We start from the raw sequence: 18,734 nt of genomic DNA, 5'->3' as shown, positions 1-18,734 counted from the left end.
ATACCGCTATCGCGCCGGCGGGCAACAGCCGCGACCTTGCGAAAGCGGCCCAGCCGTTCTACCTCTGCATCAACGGGTGCGATGGTGCACCGCAGGCGCCGGCTTCGTCCGGCGCACGACAAATCTGGATCCGACCATGCCTTCCGTCACGCTTTCCGGCCGCGCCTTCCTCCGCATTTCCGGCAAGGATGCCGAAACCTTCCTGCAGAACCTGATCACTACCAATCTGCCCGACCTTAGGGAGGATGAAATCCGCCCCGGCGCGCTGCTGACGCCGCAGGGCAAGATTCTCTTCGACTTCCTGATCCGCCGCGACGGCCCGGATGCCTTCCTCATCGAAACGACGGAGGACCAGCGCGACGGCCTCCTCAAGCGGCTGACCATGTACAAGCTGCGCGCCGCCGTCGACCTTGCGGCCGCCGAAGGCGACGCGGTGACGGTCTCCTGGGACGCGGCAGAGGCCGGCGCGCCGCGCGACGTGCGCTTCGCCAAGACGGGGATCGACGTTTCCCGCCGCGCAAGCGACGGCGGCAGCGACGATGCCGTGCTCTACGATGCGCTGCGCATTGCCGCGGGGCTTCCCGAGGCCGGCAGCGATTACGCCCTTTCCGACGCCTTCCCGCATGACGTTCTGCTCGATCTCAGCGGCGGGCTTTCCTTCCGCACGGGGTGCTATGTCGGGCAGGAGGTCGTCTCCCGCATGCAACATCGCGGCACCGCCCGCCGCCGGCCCGTCATCGTCACGGGCGAGGCGCCGCTTCCGGCGACGGGCACCGAGCTTCTGGCCGGCGGCAAGCCGGTCGGCACGCTCGGCAGCGTCTCCGGCGCACTCGGCCTTGCCATCGCGCGCATCGACCGCGTGGCCGACGCCATCGCCGCCGGCACGCCGATCACCGCGGACGGCGCGCCCGTCACCCTCACGCTCCCGGCATGGACCGGCCTCACCTTCCCCGAGCAGGCATCCGAGGTGCCGGCGCAATGAGCGGCGCGGCACGCCCGAAGACGGAGCCGCGCGCCTGGCAGCGCATGCTGTCCGGCCGCCGCCTCGATCTCCTCAACCCCTCGCCGCTCGACATCGAGCTTTCCGACATCGCCCACGGCCTTGCCCGCGTCGCCCGCTGGAACGGCCAGACCAACGGCGACCATGCCTTTTCGGTGGCGCAGCATTCGCTGGCCGTCGAGGCGATCTTCCGCCGCCAGAACCGGTGCGACGCCGGCGAGTGCCTGATGGCGCTGCTGCACGACGCGCCGGAATATGTGATCGGCGACATGATCTCGCCCTTCAAGGCCGTGGTCGGCGGCGGTTACAAGACCGTCGAGAAGCGGCTGGAGGCCGCCGTGCACCTGCGCTTCGGCCTGCCGGCGGCGACGCCCGCGAGCCTGAAGGCGAAGATCAAGAAGGCCGACCAGGTCGCCGCCTTCTTCGAGGCGACCGAGCTTGCCGGCTTCTCCCATGCCGAGGCCGTGAAATTCTTCGGCGCGCCGCGCGGCATCACGCTCGACATGATCGAGATCGCGCCGGTGCCCGCCGTGGAGGCGCAAAGGCGCTTTTGCGAGCGCTTCGACGCGCTGGAGCGCGAGCGCGGCCCCCTCGCCGCGGCGGTGTGAGCATGGGCACGATCGTCGTCGCCCCGCTCGGCCGGATCGCGGAGCTCGCCGTCCGCCACCGCTGCCGCGAGATGCTGAGCCTCGTCGCGCCGAAGCAGGACTTCCACCGTCCGGCGGTGATCTCCGCCGGACGCCACATGATCCTCGGCGTCAACGACATCGCCTTTGCCGGCACCGGCAATCTCGTCGCGCCCGGCGAGGAGCATGTGGCGGCGATCGTCGGCTTCGCGCGCGGCTGGGACCGGCAGGCGCCGCTTCTCGTCCATTGCATGATGGGCGTCTCGCGCTCGCCGGCCGCCGCGCTTATCGCCGCGCTCGCGGTGGCGCCGGACCAGGATGACCATGACCTCGCGCAGCGCCTGCGCCGCGCTTCCGCGCAGGCGACGCCGAATGCGCGGCTGGTGGCGATCGGCGACCATGTGCTCGGGCGGGGCGGAAAGCTCGTCGCGGCGGTGAAGGCCATCGGCCGCGGCGCGGACTATGTCGGCGAGAGCCCGTTCTCCTTCTCCGCACTTCCCGAAGGCGCAGAACCGTGACGGAAAGCCGCGCCCGCCCCCCGGTCGAGATCGGCCTCAACGCGGCGGTCGTCGCGATTTCCGGGCGCAGCCCCTCCATCCTCGCCATCGGCGGCGAGGGCGCGCACAAGCGCGACGCCCTGCCCTTCGGCCCCTTCGATCCGCACCAGCACCGCACTTTCGAGACGAGCCTGCGCGCCAGCGTGGAGGCGCAAACAGCGCTGAAGCTCGGCTATATCGAGCAGCTCTACACCTTCGGCGACCGCGGCCGGCAGAAAGCCCCCGACGAGGCCGGCACGCACATGGTCTCGGTCGGCTATCTCGCGCTGACGCGCACGGACGCCGAGGCGAACGAGCAGCTGGCGGAAGCCGGTGCCGCCTGGCGGGACTGGTATGCCTATCTTCCCTGGGAGGACTGGCGGCAGGGCCGGCCCGCCGTGATCGACCAGCTGATCCTGCCCGCCCTCAAGCAATGGAGCAGCGAGGCGGCCAATGCCGACCGCGCCACCCCGATGCCGTCGCCGCGCGCGCGCATCCGCCTCGCCTTCGGCCTCGACGATTTCCCGTGGGACGAGGAGCGCGTGCTGGAGCGCTACGAGCTTCTCTACGAGGCCGGCCTTGCCGAGGAGGCGGTGACGGACGGCTGGGCGCGCGCCGGCCAGCCCTCGCCCGGCATCGCCATGCGCCACGACCATCGCCGCATCCTCGCGACGGCCATGGCGCGGCTGCGCGGCAAGATCAAATACCGCCCGGTCATCTTCGAGCTGATGGCGCCGGAATTCACGCTGACCGAGCTTCAGGCGACCGTCGAGGCGATCTCGGGCCGGCATCTGCACAAGCAGAACTTCCGCCGGCTCGTCGAAGGGGCCGAGCTGGTGGAGCCGACCGGCTCTTCCACCAGCGCGACGGGTGGCCGGCCTGCCGCCCTCTTCCGCTTCCGCCGCCGCATCTTCGAGGAGCGCCCGGCGCCCGGCCTCAAGGTCGGGATGCGCTAAATCGGAACTTCTTTCCCTCCCTGCCATTTCGCCATCGATATCAACGGTGGGAAAAGGGTTTCATGGAACGACAGGCAACCGACGTTATCGTCGCGACGCGAGCAGCGCTGACGCAGGCGAGCGCGCTCGCCGTGCAATATTCCTTCTCCATTCTCGGCGCGCTGTTGCTGCTGCTGCTCGGCTGGTTCCTGTCGCGGCTGCTGCACCGCTGGGCGCTTTCCGGGCTCTCGCATGTGCGGGGCATCGACATGACGCTGGCGCATTTCTTCGCCAATGTGCTGCGCTATGCCGTGCTCATCCTCGTCTTCGTGACGGCGCTCGGCCAGTTCGGCGTGCAGACGGCCTCGATCATCGCGGCGCTCGGCGCGGCGGGCCTCGCCATCGGCCTTGCGCTGCAGGGCACGCTGCAGAACATCGCGGCCGGCATCATGCTGCTGGTGCTGCGCCCGTTCCGGGTCGGCGAATATATCGAGACCAAGGACGTCACCGGCACGATCACCGAAATCGGCCTCTTCGCCACGGAGCTGAGGACGAGCGACGGCCTTTATCGCCTCGCGCCCAATTCCACGCTCTGGAACACGCCGGTCACCAATTTCAGCCGCGAGCGCACCCGCAAGCACGACCTCCAGGTGACCATCCCGAGCGACCGGGACATCGACGACGAGATCGACCGCCTGCTGACCATCGCGCGTGAGGAGCCCACCATCGAATCGGCGCCGCCGCCGCAGGTCTTCGTCGACAGCCTCGCGGAAAACGCCGCCACGCTGACGCTGCGCTACTGGGTGCCGACGCCGCAATGGTTCAGGACGACGCGGGAGATGAACCGCCGCGTGCGCATCGCCTTCGGGCAGAGCCTGCCGGAGCCGCCCGCAGAGGCGGCCCCGGCCGAATAGCTACTTGATGACGGCGCAGGCGAGCCGGTCTCCGGCCCCGCCGGCCGGACCGGTGCGGTAATCGTCAGAGCCGGCATGGACGACCAGCGCGCGGCCGCGAATACCGCGCTCGGCATCGTCGAGGCGCACCATCGTTGAATAGACCTGCGCGCGCAGCACACCGTCGTCGGCGACATACTGGTTGGGAAGGTCGCCGGCATGCGGGCCGTCGGCGGCGAGGAAGCCGTGCTCCTTCCCATCCGGGTTGAAGTGGCCGCCCGCCGATTCGTGGCCGCCGCTCGGATCGCAGGCGCCGGTATCGTGGATATGCAGCGCCACCCATTTGCGTGGCGTCAGGCCCGAGATCTCCACCTCGAACAGCACGCCGTCGTTTCCGGCCGTCAGGTGCGCGCGGCCGGTTTCCGTGCCGGCGCGGTTGAGGAAATTGGCCTCGGCCGTGCTCTTCCCCTGCTGCGCGAGCGCCGGGGCGCCGAGCGCTGCCAGCATGCCCGCCGCGACGGCGAGCCCAAGGATCTTGTTCATGATGCGTCCTTCCGGTTGGTTTTCACCTGAAACCGGAACGCATCCTGCGTTGGGGTGTTCCCGCGCTCAACGCAGCACGACGTCGAGGCCGATGTCGAGCGTCGGGGCGGCCATGGTGATCTTGGACGTCGAGATATAGTCGACGCCGGTCTCGGCGATGGCGCGGATCGTCGAAAGGTTCACGTTGCCGGAGGCTTCGAGCTTCACGCGGCGCGGGTCTGCCGCATAGACGGCATCGGCAAGGCCGGCATTGTCACGGTTGATCTCGACGGCGCGGCGCAGGAGCTCCGGCCCCATATTGTCGAGGAGGATCACGTCGGGCTGCGCGTCCAGCGCCTCCTCCAACTCCGCAAGGTTCGTCACCTCCACCTCGACCTTGACGAGATGGCCGGCGAAGGCCCGTGCGGCGCGGATGGCCCCGGCAACGCCGCCGGCGACGGCGATGTGGTTGTCCTTGATGAGGATCGCGTCGTCGAGCCCGTAGCGGTGCGAGGAGCCGCCGCCCATGCGCACGGCGTATTTCTCCAGCGCCCGGAGGCCGGGAATGGTCTTGCGCGTGCAGCAGACCTTGGCCGGCGTGTGGGCGATCTCGCGGGCGAAGCGCGCCGTGTAGGAAGCGACGCCGCTGAGGTGCATGAGGAAGTTGAGCGCCACGCGCTCGGCGGACAGCACGGCGCGGGCCGGTCCCGAGACCGTGGCGATCACCGTGCCCGGCGAAAGCGTGTCGCCGTCCTTCACGAAGGCCTCGAAGCGGATGGCGGGATCCATCAGGCGGAAGGCGGCGCGGGCGAGATCGAGGCCGGCGACGACGCCGTCCTCGCGGATGTTCAGTTCGGCGGCCGCCGTCATGTCTGGCGCGATGGTCGCCTGGCTGGTGATGTCGCCGGCCCGGCCGAGATCCTCGCCAAGCGCCGCGCGCACCTGCTCCTCCACCATCAGCGGCGAAAGGACGGGGAGATAGGGGGTGGTCATGGCTGCTTGTCCCGTTTCATTGCGTCTCAAGAGGCGACTTCAGGCCGCCGCCGTTTGCGAAAGCTCGGCGACCACCTTGTCGGCCTCGGCGAGCGTGAGGAAGGTGCGGTGCTTCCAGCCCGCCTTCTGCTCGGGGAAATCCGAGCGGAAATGGCCGCCGCGGCTTTCCTCGCGCAGCCAGGCGCCGACGGCAATGAGCTTTGCCGTGGTGACGATATTGTGGAAGCGCATGCGGCTGTTCTCGCGCTCCAGCGTGGCGATCTCGCGGATGGCGGCCGCAAGGCCGTCGCGATCGCGGATGACGCCGGCCTGGTCGCTCATGACATGGCGCAGGCGCGTGAGCGCGGGGCTGTCCTCGATGGTGACGAGGTCGTCGCTCTCGCCGGCATTCTTGCCCCAGTCGTTGATCTTCGGCTCCGGCAGCATGCCCTTGATGTTCTCCGCGATGCGGGCGGCGAAGACGACGGCCTCGAGCAGCGAGTTGGAGGCGAGCCGGTTCGCGCCGTGGACGCCGGTGGAGGTGACCTCGCCGGCGGCCCACAGGCCGTCGATGGAGGTGCGGCCCTCGGCATCCGTCAGCACGCCGCCCATGTGATAATGCACGGCAGGCACGACGGGGATCGGCTGGCTGACCGGATCGATGCCGGCGGCCTTGCAGGAGGCGTAGACCGTCGGGAACATGTCGGGGAAATGCGCGCCGACGGCCTTGGTGCAATCGAGAAAGGCACCGCGGCCGGCCTGCACTTCGGCGAAGACGCCGCGCGAGACGATGTCGCGCGGGGCCAATTCGCCGTCCGCGTGGATATCCAGCATGAAGCGATGGCCGGCGGAATTGACGAGATGCGCTCCGTCGCCGCGCAGCGCCTCGGTGGCGAGCGGCGCGGGGTCGCGGCCGATATTGATGGCGGTCGGGTGGAACTGCACGAATTCCGGATCGGCGATGATCGCGCCGGCGCGGGCGGCCATGCCGACGCCCTGGCCGCAGGCCTCCCACGGATTGGTGGTGACGGCGAAGAGATGGCCGACACCGCCCGAGCAGAGCACGACGGCGCGGGCGGGGAAATGCACACGGTTCTTCGACTGCCCGGCATCCGGCCGGGCGACGACGCCGGAAATGAAGCGGCCCTCGCGCACTAGCTCCTCGACGACATAGCCTTCCAGCACGCGGATCGACGGCGTGTTGCGGACGGCCGCGATCAGCGCCTCCATGATGGCCTTGCCGGCCATGTCGCCCTTGACGCGCACGATACGGCGCTCGGAATGGGCGGCCTCGCGGGAGAGCAGGAGCTTGCCTTCGAGGTCGCGGTCGAAGGGCACGCCGTATTCGAGCAGGTCGTGGATGCGCGCCGGGCCTTCGGAGACCATGAAGCGCGCCATCTTCTCGTCGACGATGCCGGCGCCCGCTTCCAGCGTGTCGGCGACGTGCTTGTCGAAGGTGTCGCCGGGGCTCATCGCCGCCGCGATGCCGCCCTGCGCCCAGGCGGAGGACGCGCCCTGCCCGATGGGCGCGGCGGCGAGGATGGTGACGGGACGCGGCGCGAGCTTCAGCGCGCAGAACAGGCCCGCAAGCCCGCCGCCGACGATGACGATATCGTCGATGCCGTTCCACGATTGCGGGCGGAAACTTTCCATGGGCATTTGTCTTTCCTCCGACGTGCACCAGACTGTTCTCCCCCCTTGTGGGGGAGATGTCACGAAGTGACAGAGGGGGGGTGGCGGCCCGCACTGACGAGGAGGCTCACCCCCTCTGCCCTGCCGGGCATCTCCCCCACAAGGGGGGAGATCGAAAACCGCACCGTCCGCGCTCTGCCTTCCGCGATCCGAAAGCCAGCCACGTTACTGCTTCAAGTTCACCATCCGCTCGACGGCAAGGCGCGCCCGATCGGCGATCGCCGGATCGACCAGAACCTCCTCCGTCATGTTCACAAGGCTGTCGAGGATCTTCGGCAGCGTGATGCGCTTCATGTGCGGACAGAGGTTGCAGGGCTTCACGAAATCGACGCCCGGCAGCTCGGCCTGGATGTTGGAGGCCATGGAGCATTCGGTGACGAGCAGCACGCGCGCGGGATGGTTGTCCTTCACATAGTTGATCATGCCCGCCGTCGATCCGGCGAAGTCGCAGACGGCGATGACGTCCGGGTGGCATTCCGGGTGGCCGATGATCTCGATGCCGGGATGGGCTTCCTTGTAAGCGAGCAGCTCCTGCGGGGTGAAGCGCTCGTGCACCTCGCAATGGCCCTTCCAGGTGAGGATCTTCTTGTTCGTCTGCTTGGCGACGTTCATCGCCAGATATTCGTCCGGGATGCAGAGGACGGTGTCACTCTCCAAGCTCTCGATGACGGCAAGAACGTTGGACGAGGTGCAGCAGATATCCGTCTCCGCCTTCACGTCGGCCGAGGTGTTGACGTAGGTGACGACCGGCACGCCGGGATAACGCTGCTTGAGCAGGCGCACGTCCGCGCCGGTGATCGATTCCGACAGCGAGCAACCGGCGCGCGCATCCGGGATGAGGACGGTCTTTTCCGGGTTCAGCAGTTTGGAGGTCTCGGCCATGAAGTGCACGCCGCACTGGATGATGATCTCGGCATCGACCCGGGTGGCGTCGCGGGCGAGCTGAAGCGAATCGCCGACGATGTCGGCGACGCAGTGGAAGATTTCCGGCGTCTGGTAGTTATGCGCGAGGATGACCGCGCCGCGCTCCTTCTTCAGCCGGTTGATGGCGGCAACATAGGGCGCGTAGACCGGCCATTCGAAGGCGGGGATGAACTGTTTGACCTTCTCGTAGAGGTGCTCGGTCTCGCGGGCGATCTCCGGCGTGAAGGTGAGGTCCGGTTTCTCGGCGACGCCGAAGCGCTCCGCGGCGGTCAGCGGACGTGCAGCTTCGGCCTCCACTGCATGCTGGGCCAGAACGGTCATGGAACCCTCCTCCTCCGCCGTTTCCGGCGGCTTCGCCATTTTGCTCATATTGAGCATAACAGCTGTAAAACAAAACCGGCATTGCCGGTGGTTCAGATTTAGAAACTTTTATGACGCTTTGCAAGGCGCGCCGCCCGAATTCCTTCGGGCGGCGATACCGTTTCGAATCAGGCCATCGCCGGGCGGGCGACGCCCTTCTCCTCGATCGGCCAGTGCACGATCGCCGCGAAGATGCCGAGCACGACGCCCAGCCACCATACCGGATCGTAGGTGCCGAAATGGTCGTAGAGATAGCCGCCCATCCACACGCCGAGGAACGAGCCGATCTGGTGCGACAGGAAGACGATGCCGCCGAGCAGGCCGAGATGCTTCGTGCCGAACATGATGGCGACGAGGCCGTTGGTCGGCGGCACGGTGGAGAGCCAGAGCAGGCCCATCACCACGGCAAAAATGATGACGGAGGCCGGCGACTTCGGTAGGAGGATGAAGGCCGAGACCGCGACCGAGCGGGCAAGGTAGATATAGGCGAGGAAATAGGGCTTCGAGTAACGCTGGCCGATGAAGCCGGCGGCGAGCGAGCCGATGACGTTGAAGAAGCCGATCAGCGCCAGCGCGATCACCGCATAGCGCGCATCGATGCCGATATCGCCGAGATAGGCCGGGAAATGCGCGGTGATGAAGGCGACCTGATAGCCGCAGACGAAGAAGCCGGCGGTGAGCAGCAGATAGCTGCGGTGGCCGAGCGCCTCGCGCAGAGCTTCGCCGATGGTCTGCTTGTATTCGCTGGCGGCGATGATGCCGGAGGAGGAATTGCCGCGCAGCGGAATACCGAGGAGCGGCACGAGAAGCATCATGACGCCGAGCCAGACGAGGCTATCGGACCAGCCGAAGGCGCTGATCAGGCCCTGCGAGAGCGGCGCGAAGAGGAACATGCCGGCCGAGCCCGCCGCCGTGCAGATGCCGAAGGCCATGGAGCGCTGGTCCGGCGTGACGTTGCGGGCGAAGGCGGAGAGCAGGATGCCGAAGGAGCCGGCCCCGACGCCGAGCCCGACCAGTACGCCGCCGCCGACATGCAGCCAGAGCGGCGAGGTGCCGAGCGACATCAGGAAGAGGCCGAGCGCATAGACGAGGCCCGAGACGAGCAGCACGCGCCAGGTGCCGAACTTGTCGGCGATGGCGCCGAAGAAGGGCTGGCTGACGCCCCAGGCGAGGTTCTGCAAGGCCATGGCGAGGCCGAAGGTCGTGCGGTCCCAGCCGGTATCCTGCAGCATCGGAAGCTGGAAGAAACCCATCGCCGAGCGCGGGCCGAAGGTCAGCACGGCGATCAGCGAACCGGCGACGATGATGAGCCAGGGCATCGGCCGGCTCGCGGCCGGAGCCGTAACGGTGGTAGCGGACATGGTGGTCTCCATTAGAGCATTTCCGCTTTTCTTCGAATCGCGAAAACGCTCTAATTCTTTTTCTTCACGCAATTCCAGGACGCAAAACCGCTTCGCACTTTTGCTGGAATTGCTCCAGGGAGACGGACCCTACGCGCCGCCATCGATGAACGAAAGCGAATTTAATTGAGCGGACGATCAACCGGGTTGATGGAAGAGCGGGCGAGATTCACGCCCGCACCTTGAGCGGCCAGCGATCGGCGCGCGTGCCCTTCACCTCCACCGCATCACCGAGGCGGATGTCACCCTCGCCGCGCGGCACCGCGTTCCAGCCGAAGAGGACGCCGGGCACGCGGCGGTCGGCCGACATGCGCTTTTCCGCAAGGCCCTGGATCGGGTTGCCGCCGATGCGCTCGCCGGTCATCTGGTCCTGCGTGGTCATGATGCAGCGGGCGCAAGGCTTGACGAGGTCGAAGGTGACGCCGCCGATCTCGATGATTTGCCAGAAATCCTCCTGCCAGGGCTCCTCGCAGGTGACGAGGATATTGGTGCGGAAGCGGTCCATGCCGACCGGCTCCTGCCCCTTGGCGACGAGCGTGCGGTTGAGGTCGGCCAGCGACCCCGTCGTGGTGACGAGGACGGGAAAACCGTCCGCAAAACGCACCGGCACCGGCTTTCCGGCCCATTCCTCGCCCTCGGCGCGGTGGGCCGCCGCATCCATATGCACCAGCTTCACAGGCCGGGCGAACCAGTCCGACAGCGCCTCGTTCACCGCCTCGTCGGCCACCGCGGCATTGACGGGCGTATCCCAGATCGTCACGTCGAGGCGGTCTTCCGGCTCGAAGCTCGCGAAGAGCTGGCGGCCCTCCATCTCCAGATGCAGGCTCTCGCCGACCGGCGTCGCCTCGACGCGGGCGAGCATCTGGAGTTCGCGCTGGGTGATACAGCGTCCGTCCGGCTCGACGATCATGAAGCGCCGGTCGCCGGCAAGGCCGTCGAGGCGCACGGACGCGCTCTCGACGGGAATGGCCCGGCCGCTCTTCAGCGGATAGATATTGAGAGCCTCGACCTTCATGGGACGACCTTTCCTGAAACTTCGATTCAACGCCTTGCCGGATCGATTCAATCCGGCGGCACAAAAGCATGTTTTCGCTCAGATTTCATCCAGGAGCATGTCGCGGATGGCGCGCAGGCGCTCCGTGCGGGCCTTGGCCATGCGCGCGCCCGCCTTCGTGCGGAACCCATCTGCCAGCCGGAAGAGCTTCACCTCGAAATGGTCGATGGCGAAGGCCTTGTCGTCGAGGGGGCGGTGCTCGGCGAGCGGATCCAGCGGATCGTAGAGGCCGCTGCCCATGCGGCCCGCGATATAGAAGCAGCGCGCCGCGCCGACCATGCCGATGGCGTCCAGCCGGTCGGCGTCCTGCAGGATTTTCGCCTCCAGCGTTTCCGGCGGGATATCGGCGGAGAAGCTGTGCGTGAGGATGGCATGGGCGACGGCGGCGACATCCGCTTCGCTCCAGCCCTCGGCGGCAAGCAGGCCCGCGGCCTTTTCGGCGGCAAGGCGCGAGGCCTGCCGGCGCAGCGGCGAATTCTTCTCCACCGCCACGCAATCATGCAGCAGCACGGCGGCGGCGAGGAGCCGGAGGTCCCCGCCCTCCTCCGCCTGGATGCGCCGGGCGCTCTTCCACACGCGGATGAGATGGGCGGCGTCGTGCGAGCCGTCATCGGCGGCGAAGGCCTGCGGCAGCAGGCGTCCGGCAAGGTCCCCGAGGGGCGAGAAGGCAGCGGCGAGGCAGGTGAAGGACATGGGCACCCCGAAAAAGACTGCCCGAGACCTATCCCGTCAGGACGGTGCGTTCAATTCCACCTTTTCGTCCGTCCCGGCCTTTCCCGAGAGGATCTTCTGGTAGAACAGGCCGATGCCGATCAGTACCGCGCCGAGGCCGATGAAGGAGAGCGCCCGCAGGATGCCTTCGAGGTTCGACATGTCGATGAGGAAGACCTTGACGACGGCGATCAGCACGAGGCCGGCGGAGGCAAGGCGGATGCTCTTGGAATCGAACTTCGAACCGACGGCGAGCAGCGCCACGCCGAGCAGCAGCCAGACGACCGAATAGGTATAGGTCTCCGGCTGGAGGAAACCCTTCCAGTCGGCGATGCCCTCGCCGTGCCAGTAGCGCCGGACGGAAAGCGTGACCCAGGCGAAGGCGAGCGCGACGCCGGTGAGCGCCAGCATGATGACATAGGGCAGCGGCCGGCGATCCCGCGCATACCAGGCAAGCCCGCCATAGGCGATGCCGGGAATGAGATAGCCGATCAGCAAGAGGTCGAAGAACGGCCACCTGCCGAGCAGCTCGCCGGTGAAATAGGGATTGAGCCCGATGAAATGGGCGCTCAGCACCGAAAGGACCGAGAGCCCGCCGACCGCCATGGAGCCATAGCGGAAGACCGGGCTCGGCGACTTGAGATCGAGCGACATCATGGTTGCCGAGGCGCCGATGACCAGCAGCGTGTAGATCGCCTGCTCGCCGAGCGTCGGCACGGAGCTGTCGAGCACGCCGCCGTTCATGCCGTGGCGCACGAGGATGGCGGCGGTCAGCAGCAGGAAGAGGCTGGCGAGCGCCTGGAGGAGATTGCGGATGCGCAGATCCGGCCAGCGGCGCAGCTCGAAGGCCGACAGCGCGAGCAGCGCGGCCGGAATGCCGTAGCCGGCGAGAAGCTGGTTGAAGACCGGCATTTTCGAAAGGTTCGCCGCGCCGACGATGGTCGGCTCCCAGGCGATGCGGCCGGCGACGACGAGGGCCGCGCCCGCCATCAGCCAGGGCAGCACCGGCCAGCGGCGAAGGCGCGTGGCGAAGACGGCGGCGGCGCCGAGAAGCGCGATGCCGAGCGTGGTGGCAAGGCCGTCGGTCAGCGCGTGCAGCGCCAGGACGAGGAAGGCGAAGCCCCCGGCGGCGAGCGCCCATTGCGGGACGAAGACGCCTCCCATCTCCTGCTTTTCGCGCGAGAACGCCTCGGCCGCGCCGAGGAAGACGAGGCCGAGGACGACGGCGAGAAGGCCGTGCTTCAGGTCGAAGGAGAGATTGCCGAAGGTGAGGAAGCTGATCGCGAGGATCGCCAGCGGCACGGCCGGCGCGAGCAGGCTCCAGATCGCGGCGAAGAGGCCGGAGCCGGCAAGGCGCAGGCGTACCGCCGCAAGGCCGACGGCCGCATAGGCGACGGCAAGCGCCAGCAGCAGGCCGACCGGCACCGAGCCGAGGACGGGAGCCGGCCCGAGGACGGGAACCGGCAGGGTCGTCCCGTCGAGCGTCGGCGGGGCGACCACGCCGAGCGTATCGATGAGCAGGCCGACCGGCATGGCGGACATCGCCACGGTGCCGGCCACCGCGCCGACGGCCGAGAAGACGGCCGGATAGATCGCCCAGCAGCGTAGCGCGCCGAGCAGCGCGAGCGCGAGGACGACGGCGACGAAGCCGTAATCGGCGGAGGCGACGAGAGGCACCTTGCCGGCGAGCATCAGCGCCGGGAAGAGCATGGCGAGCGCGCCGGTCAGCGACACCGCGACGGCGGGCGGGGCGAAGAGACGGTCGAGCGCATCGCCGGAGGACGCGCCCGTCGGCGCGGGCATCTCGTCCGCCGTGATGCCGCCCGGCCAGAGCAGGCCATGGCCGAGGGCGAGCACGAGCATGGCCAGCAGCACCGGCAACACCTCGACCCTGTCGGCCTGCGAGAGATAGAGCAAGGCCCAGAGCGCCATGCCGACATTGGCGAGCGCCGGCACGACCTGCCAGCGGCGGATGCGCGAGGCGGCGAAGGTGGCAAGCCAGGCGATGCCGAGGAAGCCGAAGAGGCCCCACGGGTTCGGCTCGCTGGTCGAGACCAGCGCGGGCGTCAGCAGCGAGGCGAGCAGGCCGAGGCCGGCCAGCGCCTGCCCGTGCAGCAGCGAAAGGCCAATGGTGGCGAAGGCGACGACGGCGAGCAGCACGAAGGCGGCCGGCGCACCGAGATAGGCGTAGAAGGCATAGGCGACATAGGTCACGGCGAAGAGCGTGATGGCGCCCGCCGCCGTCAGCACGCCGGGGATCATGGCGTTCTGGAAGGCGTTGGCGATGAGCGGCTGGGTGCGGCGGCGCACGAATTCGCCGGCCGCCATCAGCACGAGGCCGAAGAGCGCCGCGAGCGACAGCCGCACGGCGGGGCTCAAAAGCCCCGCCTCGATGGAATACTTGACCATGAAGATGCCGCCGAGCGCGAGCGCGATGCCGCCGACCCAGACGGCCCAGCGCGCGCCAATGCGGCTCTCGAAGCTTTCCTTCGGCCTTGCCGGCGCGGCGGCGGGCACGGCGGCGGCTTCTTCCGCCGTCTCGCTTGCGGCCACGGCATCGGCCGGCACGGTGGGCGTATCGCCGCCGAAGATGGAGCGGCCCTTGCCGGCCTCGTCCGCCTGCGCCGCCGCCCAGGGGCTGGAGAAGCCCTCCTCCTCCTCCTCCGGCGGCTCGGGCAGCTCTTCCGTCGCGGCTTCGGCCGTCTCTTCGGCAGAGACCGCCGCTGCAAGGGGCACGCCGCCCGCCTTCAGGGCCTCGACCTCCTGCCGGAGGCGCATCACCTCATCGCCGAGTTTCTGCGCGCTGTTGCGCGAGGCATTGAGGGTATAGAGCGCCAGGCCAAAGGCGACGAGGCCGAGTATTTCAAGCATTGCGACTCCAGAGCGGCACTGTCCGGGCGGAACACTACCCGGTTTTTCTCAAACGCCAAACGTAGTTACGTTTCAGGCAGGCGATCTCTTCGCCGCTCAGCGCATCAGATTTTCGATGGGGAAGATGGCGCAGGTCTCCGTGCCGTGGGCGAGCAGCTTGCCCTTGCCGTCGCGCAGCCACGCTTCCGACGTGGCGATGGTGCGGCCGCGATGGACGATCCTTCCCTCGCAGAACACCTCGCCCATGCCGGGCAGAACGGGGCGCACGAGATTCAGCTTGAACTCGATGGTCGTATAGGCCTCGCCCGGCCTGACCGTCGAGAAGACGGCGCAGCCGAGCGCCGAATCCATCACCGTGGCGGTCCAGCCGCCATGCACCGTGCCGAGCGGGTTGAGATGGTCGGCAGAGGGCATGCCGGCGAAGACGACGCGCCCCTCCTCCACCTCGGTCATGCTGAAGGCGAGAGTCCTTGCCATCGGCGGCGCGGGCAGATCGCCGATAAGCATCGCCCGCAGCACCTTGAGACCGCCGTCGCGCGCCACCACGTCGAGCGGCAGCGTGCCGACGCCGGCAACCGTCATCCCCGGATAGATCTCGACCGTCATGCATGCGCCTCCCTGCGTTCCCCGTCCTGCCGGCCGAGCGCCTTCAAGGCCGCCTGCACGAAGCCTTCGCGGGCGCTCGCAAGCTCCAGCCCGCGCGGCTCGCAGACATGGCGGTTGAGGAAGAAGGCGGTCAGGCGAAAACCGTCGGCGAGCGCGGCGGCATCGGCGGCGTGCCGGCTCTCGTCGCCGAGGAAGGCGGGAAGCGCCAGCATCTTGTCCGCCCAGGGCGCGCCCGCCGCGCGCGAGACGGCGCGGCCGGATTTCGGCGAGACGTAGCAGAGGTCGTCGCGGCTGCCGGTCGCCACGCATTCGAGGAGATCGAGGCCGAAGCCGAGGTCGTTCAGTACGGCGAGTTCGAAGCGGATGAAGAGCTCGCCGGCATCGGCCGGCTCGTGCAGATGGTCGAGGATGACCGACAGCGCCTCGTAGAGATGGGGATGGGGATCGCGCTCCGGCAGGAAGCGCAGCAGCGCCGCCATGGCCTGCACGCCGTAGACGGCCGTCGCGGTCTCCATGAGGCGGCCGGCGCGAAGCTCCAGCGGCTCGAGGCGGAACTCGCCGAGATGCTCGTCGAGCCGCGCGCGCCATGTCACTTCAACGGAATTGCCCGGCTGGAGCACCGGCTGCATCGTCCGCGACCGGCCGCCGCGCACCATGCCGAGATGCCGGCCACGGCCACGCGTCATCACCTCGGCGATCACCGACGTCTCGCCGTGGCGCCGCACGCCCAGAACGATGGCTTCGTCACTCCATTGCATGGCAAAGCCTTACGCCCTCGATGGGGCGGGAGCAAGCGCAACGCATGCTGCCTTGCCCCTTACCGTCTCCCCGCAGCCGAGGAGAACGGCCGGCAGGCGGATGAGGGGCAATCCCAAGCACGGGTGCGTGGCCATATCGCCACACCTAACCCCTTGCCACAGTTTCGCTTTCTTCTCGCCCTGCCGGCGCCGCCTTTGGCTTTATAGACCCCGGCCAAGGCCAAGAGGCCGCATTGCAGTTCCAGATACAGGTGCCCTTTCATGTGCGTGTCCCGCGCCCTCGCCCTTCTCGCCGTCGCCGCAACGCTTGCCGGCTGCGTCACCACCGCTAAGCCGGTGAGGAAGGGGCCGGACCCGATGCATGTCGCCATGTACGGGCCGCAGCCGGAGGAGCGCTTCCCGCTGCCGGCGATGAACATCAGCCGGGTGAACCCGAAATATTTCCGCCAGCAGGTGGCCTACCAGACGATGGAGCCGGCCGGCACGATCGTCATCGATACGCAGAACCGCTTCCTCTACCTCGTGCAGGGCGAAGGCATGGCGATGCGCTACGGCATCGGCGTCGGCAAGGCGGGACTGGAATTCGAGGGCGCGGCGCGCATCGGCCGCAAGGCGGAATGGCCGCGCTGGACGCCGACACCGAGCATGATCAAGCGCGAACCGGAGCGGAACCTCAAATGGGCGAACGGTATGGAGCCGGGCCTGACCAATCCGCTCGGGCCGCGCGCGCTCTATCTCTACAAGGACGGCAAGGACACGCTGTTCCGCATCCACGGCACGTCCGAGCCGTGGTCGATCGGCAAGGCCGTGTCGAGCGGCTGCATCCGCCTCTTCAACCAGGACATCATCGACCTCTACGGCCGCGTGCCGAGCGGCAGCCGCGTCGTCGTGCTGCAGCATCAGACGCCTGCGGAGGAAATAACGCCGGTGGCGGCGGCCAACGGCTTCGTACCGCCGGCCGCCATCTAGGGACCGTCAAGTCCGGCTTTCAAAAGGGCGCTATCGCTTCACAGCGATAGCGCCCTTTCCGCATCAGGTGAAATCCTGCTGCTCGGATGTGACGACGCCGTTCATCTCGCTCGGGTAATAGCCCTCGCGCAGGTTGATGCCGTATTCGACATAGGCCTTCATGCAGGCGAGCATCTGCGACCAGCCCTCGCAATTCATGTAGGAGGATTTCTGGCCGCGGTCGTTCTCACGCCAGCCGGTCTCGGCGATGGTGACCATCGTGCCGCCGTCGTCGAGCGGCTTGAAGCGCATCTCGACACGCGTCTTGTAAGGCTCCTCGTCCTTGTCGACCATGGCGTCCCAGCGGAAGACGATGAGCGCGTCCTTCTCCACCCTGTCGACGATGACCGGGGCCATGCCCCACCATGTCACCGTCGTGCCTTCGACCAGCGGTGCACTCGCCCCGCCGATCGTGGTGAAATAGCCGCTCAGCTTCTTCGGATTGACCACAGCATCGAAAACCTCTGCGACCGGCTTGCCGATCCGGCCGTTCACGCGAAATTCCAGCGTCATGCCGTCCTCCTTGGGCGCTACCCGCCCTCTTCTCGATCTTGTACCCGGTCAAAATATGTTATAAAAACATAACATGTCAAGCGAATCGAAAGAGGATGCCGTTTTCAAGGCGCTCGCCAACGGCAAAAGGCGGCAGATGCTGGATGCGATCAGGGATGCGCCGCTGACAACGGGCGCGCTCTGCGAAAGGTTTCCGGAGATGGACCGCTGCACGGTCATGCAGCACCTGAAGGTGCTGGAGGAGGCGGAGCTGATCATTCCCCGCCGCGAGGGCCGCGAGCGCTGGAACCATCTCAACGCCCTGCCGATCCAGGCGATCCACGACCGCTGGATCAGCCAATATGCCGGCCATGCGATGACCGTGCTTTCGGCGCTGCAAGCCGACCTCGAAGGGTGACGGCGCCGCCCTTCGGCAGCGCCCTCCAACAATCAGACCTCGGCGGCGATGCGGCCGATCTCGGCAATGACGGCATTGCGCTCGTCGCCGGAAATGCCTGGGATCTCACAGAAGGCCGTGACGACAATCGCGCCGCGGTCCGGCGACCAGGCGACGGCCACGTCATTGGCATTGCCCTGCTTGTCGCCGTTCGTGCCGGTCTTGTCGCCGGTCATCCAGTCCGCCGGGAAGCCGGCGCGCAGCCGCGTGTCGCCGGTCTTGTTCATCACCAGCCAGGCGGCAAGCTGCGCCTTCGACGATGGCGAAAGCACGTCGGAGAAGACCAGCCGGCGCAGCGTTTCGGTCATGGCGAGCGGGGTCGTCGTGTCGCGCTCGTCGTCCGGCGCATCGTGGTAGTTGAGCTTGGGCTCGGTGCGGTCGAGGCGGGTCACCTCGTCGCCGAAGCCGCGCAGGAACTGCGTCACCGCCTTCGGTCCGCCGGAAGCCGCAAGCAGAAGATTGGCGGCGGCATTGTCGCTGAGCGTGATCGTCGCCGCGCAGAGTTCGGCAATCGAGATCCCGTTGCCGCCAACGCGCTTCTCCACCACCGGGGACCAGTCCACGAGGTCGGATTTCTTCACCACGATACGGCGGTCGAGGTCTTCCTCCTTGCGGTCGACGCGGGCGAGGATATGGCCTGCCAGCAGCGCCTTGAAGGTGCTGCACATCAGGAAGCGCTCGTCGGCGCGGTAGCCGAGCCGGGCGCCCGTCGCGAGATTATGTATGGCAACGCCGATGCGGCCCTCGTGGCGCCCTTCGAGCTCCGCAAGCCGCTTTTCCAGTTTTCCCTCCCCGGCCGCCGCCGCGGTGCCGGCAAGCGCGGAGACGGCGGGAACGGCAAGGAGAGCGCCGGCAATCGCCCGCCGGCGTGAAATCGTGATCGTCATCGTGTATTTTCCTGTCTTTCGGGCACCGGC

General features: G+C 67.8%; 19 protein-coding genes. 7 read left to right on the top strand and 12 right to left on the bottom strand.

The window, feature by feature from the left end; genetic code table 11:
- Positions 1–136 precede the first annotated feature (136 nt).
- From ygfZ to ACZ48C_RS04635, 5 genes are all read left to right on the top strand, one after another.
- Positions 137–982, top strand: a complete 846-nt coding sequence (ygfZ, locus tag ACZ48C_RS04655) for a CAF17-like 4Fe-4S cluster assembly/insertion protein YgfZ (protein WP_464782345.1) — start codon at positions 137–139, stop codon at positions 980–982.
- The gene (locus tag ACZ48C_RS04650; RefSeq protein ID WP_313195809.1) at positions 979–1,608 is read left to right on the top strand and encodes an HD family hydrolase; all 630 of its coding nucleotides are present in this window, start codon (positions 979–981) and stop codon (positions 1,606–1,608) included. The genes ygfZ and ACZ48C_RS04650 overlap by 4 nt, the downstream gene beginning before the upstream one ends.
- A 2-nt stretch (positions 1,609–1,610) precedes the next feature.
- Positions 1,611–2,144: a tyrosine phosphatase family protein gene (locus tag ACZ48C_RS04645; protein ID WP_464782344.1), complete on the top strand. Its 534-nt coding sequence runs from the start codon at positions 1,611–1,613 to the stop codon at positions 2,142–2,144.
- Positions 2,141–3,118, top strand: a complete 978-nt coding sequence (locus tag ACZ48C_RS04640; protein WP_464782343.1) for an NUDIX hydrolase — start codon at positions 2,141–2,143, stop codon at positions 3,116–3,118. The genes ACZ48C_RS04645 and ACZ48C_RS04640 overlap by 4 nt, the downstream gene beginning before the upstream one ends.
- Before the next feature lie 62 nt (positions 3,119–3,180).
- Positions 3,181–4,011: a mechanosensitive ion channel family protein gene (locus tag ACZ48C_RS04635; protein ID WP_464782342.1), complete on the top strand. Its 831-nt coding sequence runs from the start codon at positions 3,181–3,183 to the stop codon at positions 4,009–4,011.
- Here the strand turns inward: ACZ48C_RS04635 and ACZ48C_RS04630 are convergent, their stop codons facing one another.
- From ACZ48C_RS04630 to recO, 10 genes are all read right to left on the bottom strand, one after another.
- Positions 4,012–4,533: a superoxide dismutase family protein gene (locus tag ACZ48C_RS04630; RefSeq protein WP_464782341.1), complete on the bottom strand. Its 522-nt coding sequence runs from the start codon at positions 4,531–4,533 to the stop codon at positions 4,012–4,014.
- Between the two features lie 66 nt (positions 4,534–4,599).
- Positions 4,600–5,505: a carboxylating nicotinate-nucleotide diphosphorylase gene (gene nadC / locus ACZ48C_RS04625; protein ID WP_464782340.1), complete on the bottom strand. Its 906-nt coding sequence runs from the start codon at positions 5,503–5,505 to the stop codon at positions 4,600–4,602.
- Between the two features lie 39 nt (positions 5,506–5,544).
- Positions 5,545–7,143 carry an L-aspartate oxidase gene (locus tag ACZ48C_RS04620; RefSeq protein WP_464782339.1) on the bottom strand — a complete coding sequence of 533 codons (1,599 nt, stop codon included), beginning with the start codon at positions 7,141–7,143 and terminating at the stop codon, positions 5,545–5,547.
- Between the two features lie 198 nt (positions 7,144–7,341).
- Complete coding sequence (gene nadA, locus ACZ48C_RS04615) at positions 7,342–8,421, bottom strand: quinolinate synthase NadA (RefSeq protein ID WP_464782338.1); 1,080 nt, start codon at positions 8,419–8,421, stop codon at positions 7,342–7,344.
- A gap of 167 nt (positions 8,422–8,588) precedes the next feature.
- Positions 8,589–9,821 carry an MFS transporter gene (locus ACZ48C_RS04610; protein WP_464782337.1) on the bottom strand — a complete coding sequence of 411 codons (1,233 nt, stop codon included), beginning with the start codon at positions 9,819–9,821 and terminating at the stop codon, positions 8,589–8,591.
- Between the two features lie 208 nt (positions 9,822–10,029).
- Complete coding sequence (locus ACZ48C_RS04605) at positions 10,030–10,875, bottom strand: MOSC domain-containing protein (RefSeq protein WP_464782336.1); 846 nt, start codon at positions 10,873–10,875, stop codon at positions 10,030–10,032.
- Between the two features lie 78 nt (positions 10,876–10,953).
- Positions 10,954–11,607, bottom strand: coding sequence for an HD domain-containing protein (locus ACZ48C_RS04600; protein ID WP_464782335.1), 654 nt, complete (start codon positions 11,605–11,607; stop codon positions 10,954–10,956).
- Positions 11,608–11,643: 36 nt separating this feature from the next.
- On the bottom strand, positions 11,644–14,496 hold the full coding sequence (locus tag ACZ48C_RS04595) for a DUF2339 domain-containing protein (RefSeq protein ID WP_464782334.1): 2,853 nt from the start codon (positions 14,494–14,496) through the stop codon (positions 11,644–11,646).
- A 96-nt stretch (positions 14,497–14,592) separates the two neighbouring features.
- Positions 14,593–15,102: a PaaI family thioesterase gene (locus ACZ48C_RS04590; RefSeq protein ID WP_464782333.1), complete on the bottom strand. Its 510-nt coding sequence runs from the start codon at positions 15,100–15,102 to the stop codon at positions 14,593–14,595.
- The gene (gene recO / locus ACZ48C_RS04585) at positions 15,099–15,860 is read right to left on the bottom strand and encodes a DNA repair protein RecO (protein ID WP_318911277.1); all 762 of its coding nucleotides are present in this window, start codon (positions 15,858–15,860) and stop codon (positions 15,099–15,101) included. Before recO ends, ACZ48C_RS04590 begins: the two co-directional genes overlap by 4 nt.
- Positions 15,861–16,121: 261 nt before the next feature.
- Here recO and ACZ48C_RS04580 point away from each other — a divergent pair, with 261 nt between their 5' ends.
- Positions 16,122–16,829 carry a L,D-transpeptidase gene (locus ACZ48C_RS04580; RefSeq protein ID WP_464782332.1) on the top strand — a complete coding sequence of 236 codons (708 nt, stop codon included), beginning with the start codon at positions 16,122–16,124 and terminating at the stop codon, positions 16,827–16,829.
- 63 nt (positions 16,830–16,892) lie between these two features.
- Here the strand turns inward: ACZ48C_RS04580 and ACZ48C_RS04575 are convergent, their stop codons facing one another.
- Positions 16,893–17,381, bottom strand: a complete 489-nt coding sequence (locus tag ACZ48C_RS04575) for an SRPBCC domain-containing protein (RefSeq protein WP_464782331.1) — start codon at positions 17,379–17,381, stop codon at positions 16,893–16,895.
- Between the two features lie 73 nt (positions 17,382–17,454).
- On the opposite strand from ACZ48C_RS04575, the gene ACZ48C_RS04570 reads away from it, so the two are divergent.
- Positions 17,455–17,778 carry an ArsR/SmtB family transcription factor gene (locus ACZ48C_RS04570; RefSeq protein ID WP_119258833.1) on the top strand — a complete coding sequence of 108 codons (324 nt, stop codon included), beginning with the start codon at positions 17,455–17,457 and terminating at the stop codon, positions 17,776–17,778.
- A gap of 32 nt (positions 17,779–17,810) precedes the next feature.
- Here the strand turns inward: ACZ48C_RS04570 and bla are convergent, their stop codons facing one another.
- Positions 17,811–18,704, bottom strand: a complete 894-nt coding sequence (gene bla, locus ACZ48C_RS04565; protein ID WP_464782330.1) for a BKC/GPC family carbapenem-hydrolyzing class A beta-lactamase — start codon at positions 18,702–18,704, stop codon at positions 17,811–17,813.
- Between the last annotated feature and the right edge of the window lie 30 nt (positions 18,705–18,734).

The organism is Shinella sp. 1A1, assembly GCF_055379515.1.
The sequence above is the reverse complement of the archived record's forward strand: the minus strand, read 5'-3'. Positions and strand labels throughout refer to the sequence as shown.

Excerpts from the sequence above, each read along its gene's own strand:
- ygfZ (WP_464782345.1), top strand. The coding sequence starts at position 137 with ATGCCTTCCGTCACGCTTTCCGGCCGCGCCTTCCTCCGCATTTCCGGC.
- ACZ48C_RS04650 (WP_313195809.1), top strand. The coding sequence starts at position 979 with ATGAGCGGCGCGGCACGCCCGAAGACGGAGCCGCGCGCCTGGCAGCGC.
- ACZ48C_RS04645 (WP_464782344.1), top strand. The coding sequence starts at position 1,611 with ATGGGCACGATCGTCGTCGCCCCGCTCGGCCGGATCGCGGAGCTCGCC.
- ACZ48C_RS04635 (WP_464782342.1), top strand. The coding sequence starts at position 3,181 with ATGGAACGACAGGCAACCGACGTTATCGTCGCGACGCGAGCAGCGCTG.
- ACZ48C_RS04630 (WP_464782341.1), bottom strand. The coding sequence starts at position 4,533 with ATGAACAAGATCCTTGGGCTCGCCGTCGCGGCGGGCATGCTGGCAGCG.
- nadC (WP_464782340.1), bottom strand. The coding sequence starts at position 5,505 with ATGACCACCCCCTATCTCCCCGTCCTTTCGCCGCTGATGGTGGAGGAG.
- ACZ48C_RS04620 (WP_464782339.1), bottom strand. The coding sequence starts at position 7,143 with ATGCCCATGGAAAGTTTCCGCCCGCAATCGTGGAACGGCATCGACGAT.
- nadA (WP_464782338.1), bottom strand. The coding sequence starts at position 8,421 with ATGACCGTTCTGGCCCAGCATGCAGTGGAGGCCGAAGCTGCACGTCCG.
- ACZ48C_RS04610 (WP_464782337.1), bottom strand. The coding sequence starts at position 9,821 with ATGTCCGCTACCACCGTTACGGCTCCGGCCGCGAGCCGGCCGATGCCC.
- ACZ48C_RS04605 (WP_464782336.1), bottom strand. The coding sequence starts at position 10,875 with ATGAAGGTCGAGGCTCTCAATATCTATCCGCTGAAGAGCGGCCGGGCC.
- ACZ48C_RS04600 (WP_464782335.1), bottom strand. The coding sequence starts at position 11,607 with ATGTCCTTCACCTGCCTCGCCGCTGCCTTCTCGCCCCTCGGGGACCTT.
- ACZ48C_RS04595 (WP_464782334.1), bottom strand. The coding sequence starts at position 14,496 with ATGCTTGAAATACTCGGCCTCGTCGCCTTTGGCCTGGCGCTCTATACC.
- ACZ48C_RS04590 (WP_464782333.1), bottom strand. The coding sequence starts at position 15,102 with ATGACGGTCGAGATCTATCCGGGGATGACGGTTGCCGGCGTCGGCACG.
- recO (WP_318911277.1), bottom strand. The coding sequence starts at position 15,860 with ATGCAATGGAGTGACGAAGCCATCGTTCTGGGCGTGCGGCGCCACGGC.
- ACZ48C_RS04580 (WP_464782332.1), top strand. The coding sequence starts at position 16,122 with ATGTGCGTGTCCCGCGCCCTCGCCCTTCTCGCCGTCGCCGCAACGCTT.
- ACZ48C_RS04575 (WP_464782331.1), bottom strand. The coding sequence starts at position 17,381 with ATGACGCTGGAATTTCGCGTGAACGGCCGGATCGGCAAGCCGGTCGCA.
- ACZ48C_RS04570 (WP_119258833.1), top strand. The coding sequence starts at position 17,455 with ATGTCAAGCGAATCGAAAGAGGATGCCGTTTTCAAGGCGCTCGCCAAC.
- bla (WP_464782330.1), bottom strand. The coding sequence starts at position 18,704 with ATGACGATCACGATTTCACGCCGGCGGGCGATTGCCGGCGCTCTCCTT.